The following is a 12,012-nucleotide window of genomic DNA, read 5'->3' as shown; positions in this document are numbered from 1 at the left end:
CGGTTCTTCAAACGTACGCATTCATCGTGGCGAGGGAGCAAGCTCCCTCGCCACGGGGTTAGCGGTGATGTTGAGGGCTTAAACCCGCAGCAACCCGCGAAACCCTCGCGCCGCGTAGTACGACTGCACGCCATTGTGGTAGATGAACACCCGGCCATACCGGTAATCGCCAAAAATCGCCCCATCGAGCGAGCGAAGCTCTGGAGGGGTTGCCAGCCAGCTGGACGTCTTGGCATCGAACTCACCGAGGGTTTGCAGGGCTCGGTATTGGTCTTCCGTCAGTAGGGCGATGCCCATCGCTTCGGCCATTTCGATGGCACTGCCTTTGGGCTTGTTCTCCTTGCGCGCTTCCAGCGCCGCGCGGTCGTAGCAAAGGCTCCGGCGACCGGTCGGACTTTCTTTGGCGCAATCGCAGAAGGTGACAGCGTCGGTCTTCGGGTCGACGCCGATTACGTCTGGCTCGCCGCCGGTGGCTTCCATGGCCTGGAGGGTCTTCAGGGCCCTGGGATTGTTTTCCAATCTTGATTGGACGTCGACCCAGACGATGTCTGGATGATGTTGGGGGTTTTGTTCAAAGCGGGTTTTCAGGGTTTGAATGAGGTTGTCTTGTTCTTGTTTTTTCATGGTTTGGGCGTCCGCTGGTGATCGGTCGTCCAATGATAGTGACTCCAACGCTGCAAGTTGGAGTCACTGTCGGTCGCCGCGCTCAGATCCCTCTGGCAGAATCGCGTCGCGAACCAGATCAGAGTTAAAGGAATAACCTGATGTTCACATAAAAAACCAAGCAGCGCCGACACGGCCCTGTCGGGCGTGGTCAATCCCGGCAGACTCGTGTTTTTTGCACGGTATCAGAAGGCCTGATAGCGTGCGGAATTTCTGTGGCAATCAACGCCTGCGGGAAGGCTGGATCAAGGTCCGGACGCAGTCTTCTGAAAGGTTTGCTCGCCCTTACGCTTGCTCGGCCATAACGACCGCATCAGGCAATATCACGACATCACTGCGTTGGGTGAGGATGCAGGCATGTGAATGTTGCGGCCATTCGCCCAGTCGTTTGCCACTCAAACCGCTGGGGCAAAGCAGCAGGACGTCACCAAGCGAGAAGAGCGGAAAGGCTTTCACAACCGGAAGCTCCCGGCTCACCTCCACCTCTCCCCAGCTCGCCAGATCAAAGTCTTTGGCCTCGAAGTTCTTCAACAACCGATATTTGACCGGGTTCGTCTCGCGCACGCCCATCATCCCGGCGGCCTTGAACACTACGGTAGAACTTGCGCCCGGATACATGGCGACAACGGCCAAGGTCACCAACAATGCCGATCCGACCGACAATAGTCCCCGCGTGACGATGTGTTTTTTGCTCACAAAAAAGATCAGGGCCGGCAAGAACAAGAGGACCACCGCGACCATGGAAATGATCATCAGTGTCATGATGGCTTCCGGGGTGTCTTTGCCGGTGTAGGACTTCAGCAAGATCAACATCGGGTAGACGGCAGCGAAAACGGCAACCATCAAAACGAGGTAGGCAAACAGGAACACGCCAGCCTGATGCCACCAAACCCCAAGCCCTTTCAAGTTATTGAAGAGGGACACCAATTCCAGGGCCATTCGGAATTTTTTCGATTTCAACGACATCCCCATGACAGCGCTCACTCCGAGAACAATCACGCCAGCGACGATGAGATGGTCGACCTTGGGTCCTTGAAACGCAAAGGCGACGATGATCAACGACCCCACCACCGCAGCCCAGAAAAAGAACCTGGCAACCGTTGGCCTGAGATTCGGCGTTTGGTTGAACATAGACACGGCTAATGCGTAAAACATCGTGGTGACGCCCATCACCACCATATAAAGAAACAGGACAAAGGCAACCATCCCCATCCACGGAAGCAATGCGGAGAGCTGCTTATCGAACACCAAGGGCAGCAGATCGATACGGTCGATCGCCTTTGCATAGGTCATCAGGATGCCAAAGCTGATCACCGCACTGAGTAAGGCCCCCAGGCTGCCTATCAGGCCCCAATGCTCCGCCATCAACTTGAGGGCCGCGTAGATATCCCGTTGGAATGAGGCAGGTTTCTGTTTCTCGTCCGTTGTGCCGACTTTTTGCTCCATTACCCTATCCTTTCCATTCCACACCGAACAATGAGGAGAAGCACCGATGGGTGCGCACGTCTCCGGAATGAGCCTATCGACTGCATGTCGATGAACTTTAGCCATCAGGATGCCGGGCGTGGGAAGAGCCGGTTCGCGATGCGGCCGGTCTAACCTGTGTTGAATGTGCTGGCGTCATCGCGAGCAAGCTCGCTCCCACAGGGGAATTGCTGTTGCAATAACATCCAGCATGAATGGCTAAGGTGAAGTAACCCGTAGCGTCCATCACTGAGCACATGAGGCCTGTATGAAGAACTTCACGATTCAACGCATCGACCACATCGTCCTGCGCGTAAAGGACCTCGAGCGCAGCCTCGCTTTCTACACATCGGTGCTCGGTTGCGAGCTGAAGAAGCGCCGGGACGATCTAGGCATGCTTCACCTGGGCACCGGTGTTTCAATGATTGACCTGGTTGCCGTGGACGGGCCCCTCGGTCGCCAGGGTGGACCGGCGGCCGGAAAGCAGGGGCACAACGTCGATCACTTGTGCCTGCGCATCGAGCCGTTTGATGAACCGGCCCTTCTCGCGCATTTTACGTCAGCTGGCCTGACGGTTGAGAAAGCGCAGATGCGCTACGGCGCAGAGGGAAAAGGCTGGTCGATCTACTGCTTCGATCCGGACGGCAACCAGATCGAGTTGAAGGGCCCGGCGCTGGAGCCCTGAGCTTTATCCCTGTGCGGACTTGCTCGCGAAAGTGGCCTGTCTGGATTGGTGATGTTGACTGTGCCGGCGTCATCGCGAGCAAGCTCGCTCCCACAGGAGGTCGGTGGTGGACGCAATAGTGGCACTTCAGTAGCATTCACCCCTTTATCGATCCTTCAAGGATGACTCATGCTCGCCCTGCCTCGCCGTCTTGTCCCGTTGTCAGCATTGTCCGCGTTGTTTGTATTGCTCGGCGGTTGCAGCGTCAACGGCAGTTACCCCGACGCCATCGAACCGGACGCCGCCAAGTTGCGGTTCGTCGCCAATACCAGCAACGCCACGCTGGACTATTTCGATGCCGCCCATTGCGACGGGCAAACCACGGGCATTCTCAATAATCTGCTATTGAGCGATACCGCACGGCGGGTGGGGATGAGTGTTCCAGCGCCCAAGGATGCCAAGGGCTACCTGGAGGTCAAGCTCAAGCCCGGCGAGCAGATTTACCTGCGCACCAACATGAACAGCGGTTATGCCGTGTGCGGCAAGGGCTTCAACTTTACCCCCGAGGCCAATGCCGAATACGAGGTGACCTTCAAGTCCGAGAAGAACCTCTGCCTGACTCAGTTGCAACGCTTGCAACGGGTCGACGGCAAGGACGTGCGCACACCGATCCCGATCCTGAAAAAAGATTTTCCCGCCTGCGCCGGCCGCAACGCGCTGTTTCCCCAAACCTACCCGGACACGCCCCATCGCCTGGAGCTGATGAACCGGGTCATCGAGAAAAGCCTGGTCGTCACCGTGAAAACCGATCCGACCAAGGAAAAAGTCGAGACTTATTCGCCAGAGAAACTCGACACTTTGATCAGCGAACGCAAGGCCAAGCTCGGCTTCGACCTGCCGTCTGACTACTGGACGCTGTACCGGGAAAACCTGAAGACATTTGGCGATGACATGGCGCAGAACAAGGCGCGTTCGCTGGAACGCTTCAAGGACGAATACCAGGCACGCCTGCGGCAGGTAAAGGATGAGCAGTTGGAACAATGGGCGTTGCCCAAAGCCGCCAATGCCAAGCCGGAGAAAGCCGAGATCGATCTGGACGTCGCGATGATGGTGGAGTACTTCCGGATCGGGAATGGGGTGACGGTCGAAGCGGTGGGTCATCACTTGGAGAGGATGGCGCAAATGGATGAGCGCTACGGGGTTTGTGCAAGATTTGCGGAGTGCTGGAAGCGTAACTAGCAGGAACAGCCTGGCTGTAACGCCGTCATCGCGAGCAAGCTCGCTCCCACAGGAGGGCGGTGGTGGACGCAGCATTTGCAAACACCCGAGATCAAAAAACTGTGGGAGCGAGCTTGCTCGCGATGGCGGTGTGTCAGCCACATCAATGTTGACTGATCCACCGCTATCGCGAGCAAGCTCGCTCCCACAGGGTTCTGCGGTGGAGGTTATTGCGCCGTCAACTCGCCCCCCCCTCGAACCCGCTGCTGCATATTGATCAAATGCAACCGCATCGACGCCCGCGCCGCTTGCGCATCATGGCGCGCCAACGCCGCGTAGATCTGCTCACGCTCACGCACCACCAACGCCCGATTTTCATCCGTCACCGCCGGCCCGGCCTGTTGCACGACGGCTATCAACGTATTGCCCACATGGGCCATGGCGTCGATGAAAAAGCTGTTGCCGGTGCACTGGGCGATCTGCAGATGAAATTCAAAATCGACCCGGGCGCTTTCGTCATCCGTTGAGTCAAAAGCATTCGCCGCGTCGAGCGCTTCACGCATCGCCTGCAACTGCTCCGGTGTGGCCCGTTGTGCGGCGATGCCGGCGGCTTCCACTTCCAGGCTCAGGCGCAGTTCGATGACGGCCAGCGCATCGTAGGCGCCGCCCTTGACGTGTTTGCTGCCTTGGAAATCCCCCGGGCGAGCGGTGTCCACCACGAAGGTGCCGATGCCGTGACGGGTTTCCACCAACCCTTCGGCCTGGAGCCGCGACATGGCTTCACGGACCACCGTCCGGCTGACGCCGCGTTCCTTGATGATGACTTGTTCGGTGGGTAACTTGCTGCCCGCGGGCAGTTCGCCGGCCAATATCTGCTGCGTCAGGTCGACCACCAGTTGTTGAGTCATGCTCAGGCGTCGATCGGGTGTGACACGGTCCATTGCACCTATCCATTAAAGCCAGACGATCGCGGCATTATAGCCGCGACCTTGCGCTAAAACTCACTATAATGCCCGCTGATCACCCAAGAGCAAGCCGATGACGGATCAAGCGTTATCTCCACTGAACAAGCCACGCCGCCTCGCCGAAACACTGGTCGATCGCTTTGCCCAGCGCATGCGCGACGGCACCCTCAAGTGTGGCGAAAAGCTTCCCACCGAAGTGCATATCATGGAGGCCGAAGGGGTCAGTCGTTCGGTGGTACGCGAAGCGCTGTCGCGCTTGCAGGCGGCGGGGCTGGTGGAGACGCGCCATGGCGTCGGCACCTTTGTCCTCGACATGCCGGCGCCGGAGGGCTTCACCTTGGGGCCGGCGACGATTGCCACGTTGTCGGATGTACTCAACCTGCTGGAGTTTCGTCTGAGCCTGGAAGTCCAGGCCGCGGGCATGGCCGCGCAACGCGCAACCCCCGAAGCCCTGGCCGAACTGGCCCAGGCGCTGGAGGCGTTGCTGCAAGGGCCGGAAAAATCCGGTACCACCATCAATGCCGATTTCCAGTTCCATCTGAAAATCGCCAAGGCCGCCGGCAATTACTACCTGATCGATATCATGAAGCACCTGGGCACGAAGCTGATCCCGCGTACCCGCATGAACTCCGCCTATTCCGGGCAAAGTGACCGCAGTGCTTATCTTCAGGGGATCAACGCCGAACACCAGCAGATCTTCGACGCCATCGCCAGCGGCAATGTCGACGCGGCGCGGGCGGCCATGTACCTGCATTTGAGCAACAGCCGCATGCGCCTGTGTGAAACGCAACAGCGCCAGGCGTTCTACAACGAGTAAACCCTGCCCTCCCCTGTGGGAGCGAGCTTGCTCGCGATGGCGGTGTGTCAGCCACATTAATGTTGACTGATCCGCCGCTATCGCGAGCAAGCTCGCTCCCACAAGTTGAACCCGGTGTTCCAACAACTTAGAAAAAATTGTATTGAATACCGACCCGCAGCCGCAGTTGGCGATCACTGTCGACCGAGTTGACTTTGATATCCCCAACTTCAAAGAACGGCGCCCAGCGTTTGTCCCACTTGTACTTGACCACGGCATTCTGTTCATAGTCGTCGGTGCCGCCGTTATAACGAACGTAGTTGGCATCGAAGTAGGTCAATTGATACTCGTAGGCCCACGGTCCTTGGTTTGCATAGTTGACGTAGACGTCGTAGCGATGAATCTTCTGATCGTCCTGGCCGTTGTCCGGTACGTCATGATCGACCTTGTCTCGGTCGAGCTTGGACGAGTCATAACGGTAGCGTCCGGCGATGCTCAGCTCCTTGGTGATCTTGTAGCCCAGGCGCATGCCCAGTTTGTAGGTAGTGGACTCCTCGTCACTTTCCATGGCGAACGAGGGCGTGAGCGTCCAGCGATCATTGAGCTTGTGCTGGTAGTTGACGGTGAATTCATGGCCGCTGCCAACGGTGTTGTCGAAGGCAACGTCTTCGCGATCACCGGCGGTCTTGTATTTGAGTTCACCCTCCAGCCCCACGCCGTTTTCCAGCCGCATGCCAAACTTGGCGCGGTCGGCGTGCATGCGGGTTTTTTCCGCATACTGGTGGCGTACGTTGATATAGCCGGTATCGGCCATGGCAACGACTGAAGTGAACAAGGAAGCGAGGGACAGCACGACGAGTGTCTTTTTCATGTTTTTTATTCTTGTTAGTTGAGTCATTAGTTGGGTTGAACGACAAATCGCAGGCGAGCGCGAGCGCGGCATTGAAACCTGCGGTTCAACGTCTTCTACGGGTTAAAACACGTGCAACGAACGAGTTACCTCAAACAGCGATAGGTATTCGCTGTATGTCCCGACTGGCTTGCACCAGCAAGCGGGTGTACGCATGGGTGGCGCCATCACTCGCCAGCAGATGACTGTCGAGCGTCTCCACCACCCGGCCCTGCTGCATCACCGCCAGCCGATCACACAAATGCGCTACCACCGCCAGATCATGGGTGACCATCAGGTAGGTCAGCCCTTCCTGGCGACGCAAGTCGGCCAGCAGGTTGAGGATTTCCGCCTGCACCGAGACGTCCAGCGCCGAGGTCGGCTCGTCCAGCAACAGCACCCGGGGCCGCAGGATCAATGCACGGGCGATCGCCACCCGTTGGCGCTGCCCTCCGGACAACTGGTGCGGATAACGGAAGCGAAAGCTGTCGTTCAAGCCGACCTTACGCAGGATCTCGCTGACCTTCTGCCTCCGCCCATCGATGCCATGGATGCGCAGCGGTTCCTGCAACGCGGCGTCGATGGTGTAGCGCGGATGCAACGAGGCATACGGGTCCTGGAACACCATCTGCACCGTGCGGTAGTGGTTCAGCGGCAGGTTGCGCGTCACGGCCTGGCCGGCGACCCGCAGTTGTCCGCTCCAATGCTGGTACTGCCCGGCCAGGCAGCGCAGCACGGTGGTCTTGCCCGAACCGGACTCCCCCACCAGGCCGAATGCCTCGCCTTCTGCGACGCTCAAATCGACGTTGTGCAATACCGCGTTCAGTGCCGCGCCGGTGCCGAAACTGAGGTTCAGGCCGGCGATTTCAATCATGCTCATGACAGGCTCCTCAAGCGTTCAACCAGAGTGGGTCACGCTGCAACACCGGCAGCGTGGCGCGTGGATGGTCCAGGCTGGGCAGTGCGGCCAACAGGCCACGGGTGTACGGATGGGTGGCTTGGTCGAGGTCGGCGGCGGCAATCGACTCGACCACGCGGCCGGCGTACATCACCAGCACGCGGTCGCAGAAACTCCGCACCAGGTTCAGGTCGTGGCTGATGAAGATCAGCCCCAGGTCACGCTCGCTGACCAACTCTTCCAGCACATTGAGCACCTGGCGACGCACCGACACGTCCAGTGCCGAGGTGGGCTCGTCGGCGATGATTACCTGGGGATCGGTGATCACCATCATGGCGATCATGATCCGCTGGCCCATGCCGCCCGAGACCTCGTGGGGGTACAGGTCGTAGACCCGCCGGGGATCGCGAATGTGCACTTTGGCGAGCATGTCCAGGGCCCGTTCGCGCGCTTCGCGATGGGGCACCCTGTGATGGGCCAGGTACGCCTCGGCGATTTGTTCGCCGACCCGCACCACCGGGTTCAGTGAGTATTTCGGGTCTTGCATGATCATCGACATGCGCGCGCCACGAATCGCCTGGATCTGCTTTTCGCTGGCGGCCAACAGGTCGATATCGGCGAAGCGCAAGGTCTTGGCGGTGACCCGCGCCGTCGGCGGATGCAGACGCAGAAGACTGCGGCCAACGGTGGATTTGCCCGAGCCGGACTCGCCGACAATGGCGAGTTTTTCTCGCCCCAACGTGAACGACACATCACGCACTGCCTGCGAGGTTTTGCCGGCGTTGCGAAACTCCACGCACAAGTCCTGTACCGCAAGTTTTATCTCAGTCATGGGCTGTTCCTCAGGATTGGCTGCGTGGGTCGAGGACGTCGCGCAAGCCGTCGCCCAACAGGTTGAAGGCCAGGCTGACCAGCATGATCGCCGCACCGGGCGCCGCCACCAGCCACCAGCTTTCGAGCATGTAGCGCCGCCCGGTGGAGATCATCGCGCCCCACTCCGGCAGCGGTGCCTGGGCGCCAAGGCCGAGAAAGCCCAGGGCGGCGGCGGTGAGGATGATGCTCGCCATGTTCATGGTCAGGCGGATGATCACCGACGACAGGCACATCGGGATGATGTGGCGCAGGATGATACGGGTGCTCGACGCGCCCTGAAGCTGCACCGCGACGACGAAGTCCGCGTTGCGCAGCGGCAGTGTTTCGGCGCGGGCGAGCCGGGCAATCGGCGGCCAGGCCGTGAGTGCGATGGCGATTACCGCATGCTCCAATCCCGGGCCGAGGGCGGCGATGAACGCCAGCGCCAGGACCAGGCTGGGGAACGAGATGAAGATGTCGGTGATGCGCATGAACAGGCTGTCGACCCAACCGCCGAAGTAGCCGGAAACCGTGCCGACCAACAGGCCGATGGGGCCGACGATCACCGTCACCAGCAAGACGATGTACAAGGTGATGCGCGAGCCATACACGAGCCGGGCGAATACATCGCGACCGTATTCGTCGGTGCCGAACCAGTGCACGCCGCTGGGTGCCTGCAAGGCCCCGGCGAGGTTCTGCAACAGCGGATCGTGGCCGGCGATCCACGGCGCGAAGACCGCGACCAGGATCAGGGTCGCGACGACGATCAGGCCGGCGAAGGTCATCGGGTTACGCAGCAAAAATCGCAGCAGGCGCACGGTGCTGGCGACCAGCGCTGCCGTACTCGAAGCGGGCAGCGCGGCACTGCCGGCTGCGCTGGAAGCAAGGGGCAGGTTCATTAGCGAGTCCTCGGGTCGAAGATCTTGTACAGCGCATCGCTGATCAGGTTCAGCGTCACGAAGATGAGGCCGATCAGCAGGACGCAGGCCATCACCGCGTTCATGTCGCCGAGCAGCAAACTGCTGGTCAGGTACTGGCCGAAGCCCGGCCAGGCGAACACGGTTTCGATCAGCACCGCACCTTCCAGCAGGCCGCCATAAGCCAGGGCGACGATGGTCAGCAACTGCACGCGAATGTTGCCAAAGGCATGGCCCCAGACGATGCGGCGCTGGGACAAGCCCTTGACCCGGGCGGTGATGATGTACTCCTGGGACAGTTGTTCGAGCATGAAGCTGCGGGTCATGCGGCTGATGTAGGCGATCGAGTTGAAGCTGAGGATCACCGCCGGCAACAGGATGTGCCGCAGTGCACTGCGAAAGGCCTCCCAGTCGCCGGACCAGGCGGTATCGATCAACAACAATCCTGTGTGTTTCGGGATCAGCCCGTCATAGGCCAGGCCGATCCGCCCGACGCCGCCAGCCCAACCCAGCCAGGCATAGAACACCAGGAAGGCCATCATGCCGATCCAGAAAATCGGCGTGGAGTAACCGAACAGCGTGATCAGCCGCGCGACATGGTCACCGGCACGGCCCTGATGGGTCGCCGCGTAGACCCCCAGCGGCAAGCCCGCCAACACGCCGAACAGGATGGCCAGGGTCGCCAGTTCCAACGTCGCCGGGAAGACCCGGGCGATGTCGGTGATGACCGGGTTGCCGGTCAGCAAGGCCATGCCGAAGTCACCGTGCAGCAAGTCGCCGAGGTAGATCGCGAACTGGGTCCACAACGGCTTGTCCAGGCCCAGTTCTTTGTACACCTGGGCATAGGCCGAGGCGTCGGCGTCCGGGCCGACGATGGCCAGCACCGGATCCAGGGGCATCACTCGCCCGATGAAAAAGGTCAGTAGCAGCAACCCCAGCAGCGTCACCGCCACCGAGCCGCCGCGCCGAGTCGCCGAAGCGGCCCGGGTGGTCCAGATTGAAAAGGATGCAGTCGACATGTTCATTCCTGCCTTGGCCCTGTGGCCGTCGATTTCAGCGCTGCTTGTAGACGTCCCGGAGACGCGTGGTGGCGGCGGTGTGGCCGATGTAGTTGCGCACATCCGCGTGGATCACCACTTCGTCCACCATCTGTGAGACCGGCATGATCGCCCCGGCCTGTTGGTCGTAGAGGGTCTGGATCTGCCCATAGATTTCGCGCTGGCGCTCGGGGTCACGTTCGCGCTCGGCTTGCTCGATCAGTTGATTGAGCTGCGGGTCGAAGAACGAGGTGCGCCAGCCCTGGAAGTTGCTCAACTTGGCTTCGGTGCGGTTGTCCGGGTTGTACACCAGGGCCCGCAGGCTCGAATGGGGATGCCGTTCCGCCCCGCCACCGCCACGCCCGACGAGGATGTCGAACTGGCGGTCGCGCATAGCGCCATAGATCTGGTTGCCGGTGCCGGTGATGATCGTCGCCTGGATCCCCGCCTGGGCCAGCGTCGCTTGCAGGCTGGTGGCGATGTTGATGAACGGCGGATCGGTCAGCGAACGGATGGTCACCTTGAAGCCTTCGGCATGCCCGGCCGCCGCCAACAGGCGCTTGGCTTCGGCCACGTCCAGGCGATAGCCCGGGTCGTCCAGGCGTGCCGGCAGCCCCAACTGCAAGGGCCGCTGATTGATCACACCGTAGTGCGGCATAACCACATCGTTGATGCCCTGGTAATCGATCAGCAGGCGGATGGCCTGGCGTACGCGGATGTCTTGGAACAACGGCTGCTGCATGCTCATCGCCACGTAGTACAGCGTGCCGCGGGCGATGCTCTGGATGCGCACTTCATCGACCTTGCCCAACGCCTTGATGTCGGTGGCGGCCATACCGCGGGCGACGTCCAGGTCACCGCGCTCGACCATCAGGCGCAGGGCCTGGGACTCGGTCATGTTGCGCATGATCACCCGGCGCAACTTCGCCGCGCCGCGCCAATAGTCGTCATTGCGACTCATCAGGATCACGTCGTTGGCCCGCCAGATGTCGAGCTTGAACGCGCCGGAGCCGGCCGTGTGCGTCGCCAGCCACGCCGCCCCCTGATCGTCGCCGACCTGATGTTGCAAGGCGACCGAGCGATCGATGATGAAGGCACTGGGAGAGGTGGCCAGGGTGTTGAGCACCAGCATCGGGTCAGTGACGCGTGGCAACTCCATGACAAAGGTGTGCGGCCCTTCGGCGCGCATCAGTTGGACGACGTTGTCGGCGGTGAAACCGTAGGCTTTCCAGGTGGAAGCCAGGGCGCGGTTGAGGGTGACAACGCGCTGCAACGACCAGGCGACGTCTTGGGCGGTGAGCGGCGCGCCGGAGTGAAAACGCACGTCGTCGCGCAATTGGAAGGTCAGGCGCATGCGGTCGGGGCTGACGTCCCAGGTTTTCGCCAGGGCCGGAATCAGCGTGTCCGGCTGCGCCGCGTCCTGCTCCAGGAGCATGTCGTAGACGTTGGCGTTGACCTCGGCGACCTCCAGCCCCGTCGCCGCGGCAGGGTCCAGGGACAGCAGGTTGATCATGCTCATGCCCACCACCAATTGGTCGGGGGGCGTTTCGCCTTGGGCCAGGCTGACGGGCACCTGCACTGCGCACAGGGCCACGATGACACACAGCAGCCGGATCAGGCGCTTGGGCCAGAGATTCATGGTTCAGTCC

12 protein-coding genes are annotated in these 12,012 nt (G+C 60.6%); 3 read left to right on the top strand and 9 right to left on the bottom strand.

Annotated elements, in window-relative coordinates; genetic code table 11:
- Positions 1 to 78 precede the first annotated feature (78 nt).
- On the bottom strand, positions 79 to 624 hold the full coding sequence (locus tag AB7M32_RS09125; RefSeq protein ID WP_454249709.1) for a DUF4256 domain-containing protein: 546 nt from the start codon (positions 622 to 624) through the stop codon (positions 79 to 81).
- Between the two features lie 324 nt (positions 625 to 948).
- Positions 949 to 2,109 (bottom strand): hypothetical protein, encoded by a 1,161-nt coding sequence (locus AB7M32_RS09120; RefSeq protein ID WP_454249708.1) that lies wholly within the window; start codon positions 2,107 to 2,109, stop codon positions 949 to 951.
- Between the two features lie 286 nt (positions 2,110 to 2,395).
- Between AB7M32_RS09120 and AB7M32_RS09115 the strand changes: the two genes are divergently transcribed.
- Both AB7M32_RS09115 and AB7M32_RS09110 read left to right on the top strand, forming a co-directional pair.
- A complete protein-coding gene (locus AB7M32_RS09115; protein ID WP_454249707.1) occupies positions 2,396 to 2,812 on the top strand; it encodes a VOC family protein in 417 nt (138 codons plus the stop codon).
- 168 nt (positions 2,813 to 2,980) lie between these two features.
- Positions 2,981 to 4,030: a hypothetical protein gene (locus tag AB7M32_RS09110; protein ID WP_454249706.1), complete on the top strand. Its 1,050-nt coding sequence runs from the start codon at positions 2,981 to 2,983 to the stop codon at positions 4,028 to 4,030.
- Positions 4,031 to 4,236: 206 nt separating this feature from the next.
- On the opposite strand, the gene AB7M32_RS09105 is transcribed toward AB7M32_RS09110, so the two are convergent.
- The gene (locus tag AB7M32_RS09105; RefSeq protein ID WP_454249705.1) at positions 4,237 to 4,950 is read right to left on the bottom strand and encodes a FadR/GntR family transcriptional regulator; all 714 of its coding nucleotides are present in this window, start codon (positions 4,948 to 4,950) and stop codon (positions 4,237 to 4,239) included.
- 97 nt (positions 4,951 to 5,047) lie between these two features.
- Between AB7M32_RS09105 and AB7M32_RS09100 the strand changes: the two genes are divergently transcribed.
- Positions 5,048 to 5,791 carry a FadR/GntR family transcriptional regulator gene (locus AB7M32_RS09100; RefSeq protein WP_060739125.1) on the top strand — a complete coding sequence of 248 codons (744 nt, stop codon included), beginning with the start codon at positions 5,048 to 5,050 and terminating at the stop codon, positions 5,789 to 5,791.
- Positions 5,792 to 5,918: 127 nt separating this feature from the next.
- On the opposite strand, the gene AB7M32_RS09095 is transcribed toward AB7M32_RS09100, so the two are convergent.
- The 6 genes from AB7M32_RS09095 to AB7M32_RS09070 all read right to left on the bottom strand — a co-directional run bounded on the left by AB7M32_RS09095 (position 5,919) and on the right by AB7M32_RS09070 (position 12,002).
- Entirely contained in the window at positions 5,919 to 6,641 is a 723-nt protein-coding gene (locus AB7M32_RS09095; RefSeq protein WP_454249704.1) for an oligogalacturonate-specific porin KdgM family protein, read from the bottom strand.
- A gap of 130 nt (positions 6,642 to 6,771) precedes the next feature.
- A complete protein-coding gene (locus AB7M32_RS09090) occupies positions 6,772 to 7,539 on the bottom strand; it encodes an ABC transporter ATP-binding protein (protein WP_454249703.1) in 768 nt (255 codons plus the stop codon).
- 10 nt (positions 7,540 to 7,549) lie between these two features.
- On the bottom strand, positions 7,550 to 8,389 hold the full coding sequence (locus AB7M32_RS09085) for an ABC transporter ATP-binding protein (RefSeq protein WP_454249702.1): 840 nt from the start codon (positions 8,387 to 8,389) through the stop codon (positions 7,550 to 7,552).
- Between the two features lie 10 nt (positions 8,390 to 8,399).
- Positions 8,400 to 9,308: an ABC transporter permease gene (locus AB7M32_RS09080; RefSeq protein WP_207283640.1), complete on the bottom strand. Its 909-nt coding sequence runs from the start codon at positions 9,306 to 9,308 to the stop codon at positions 8,400 to 8,402.
- Positions 9,308 to 10,345, bottom strand: a complete 1,038-nt coding sequence (locus tag AB7M32_RS09075; RefSeq protein ID WP_454249701.1) for an ABC transporter permease — start codon at positions 10,343 to 10,345, stop codon at positions 9,308 to 9,310. Before AB7M32_RS09075 ends, AB7M32_RS09080 begins: the two co-directional genes overlap by 1 nt.
- 34 nt (positions 10,346 to 10,379) lie before the next feature.
- Positions 10,380 to 12,002, bottom strand: a complete 1,623-nt coding sequence (locus tag AB7M32_RS09070) for an ABC transporter substrate-binding protein (protein WP_454249700.1) — start codon at positions 12,000 to 12,002, stop codon at positions 10,380 to 10,382.
- Positions 12,003 to 12,012 lie beyond the last annotated feature (10 nt).

It is taken from the genome of Pseudomonas sp. R151218B TE3479, assembly GCF_053629195.1.
The sequence above is the reverse complement of the archived record's forward strand: the minus strand, read 5'-3'. Positions and strand labels throughout refer to the sequence as shown.

Coding starts and splice junctions, on each gene's coding strand:
- AB7M32_RS09110 (WP_454249706.1), top strand. CDS start 2,981: ATGCTCGCCCTGCCTCGCCGTCTTGTCCCGTTGTCAGCATTGTCCGCG.
- AB7M32_RS09085 (WP_454249702.1), bottom strand. CDS start 8,389: ATGACTGAGATAAAACTTGCGGTACAGGACTTGTGCGTGGAGTTTCGC.
- AB7M32_RS09090 (WP_454249703.1), bottom strand. CDS start 7,539: ATGAGCATGATTGAAATCGCCGGCCTGAACCTCAGTTTCGGCACCGGC.
- AB7M32_RS09105 (WP_454249705.1), bottom strand. CDS start 4,950: ATGGACCGTGTCACACCCGATCGACGCCTGAGCATGACTCAACAACTG.
- AB7M32_RS09125 (WP_454249709.1), bottom strand. CDS start 624: ATGAAAAAACAAGAACAAGACAACCTCATTCAAACCCTGAAAACCCGC.
- AB7M32_RS09120 (WP_454249708.1), bottom strand. CDS start 2,109: ATGGAGCAAAAAGTCGGCACAACGGACGAGAAACAGAAACCTGCCTCA.
- AB7M32_RS09080 (WP_207283640.1), bottom strand. CDS start 9,308: ATGAACCTGCCCCTTGCTTCCAGCGCAGCCGGCAGTGCCGCGCTGCCC.
- AB7M32_RS09115 (WP_454249707.1), top strand. CDS start 2,396: ATGAAGAACTTCACGATTCAACGCATCGACCACATCGTCCTGCGCGTA.
- AB7M32_RS09095 (WP_454249704.1), bottom strand. CDS start 6,641: ATGAAAAAGACACTCGTCGTGCTGTCCCTCGCTTCCTTGTTCACTTCA.
- AB7M32_RS09100 (WP_060739125.1), top strand. CDS start 5,048: ATGACGGATCAAGCGTTATCTCCACTGAACAAGCCACGCCGCCTCGCC.
- AB7M32_RS09075 (WP_454249701.1), bottom strand. CDS start 10,345: ATGTCGACTGCATCCTTTTCAATCTGGACCACCCGGGCCGCTTCGGCG.
- AB7M32_RS09070 (WP_454249700.1), bottom strand. CDS start 12,002: ATGAATCTCTGGCCCAAGCGCCTGATCCGGCTGCTGTGTGTCATCGTG.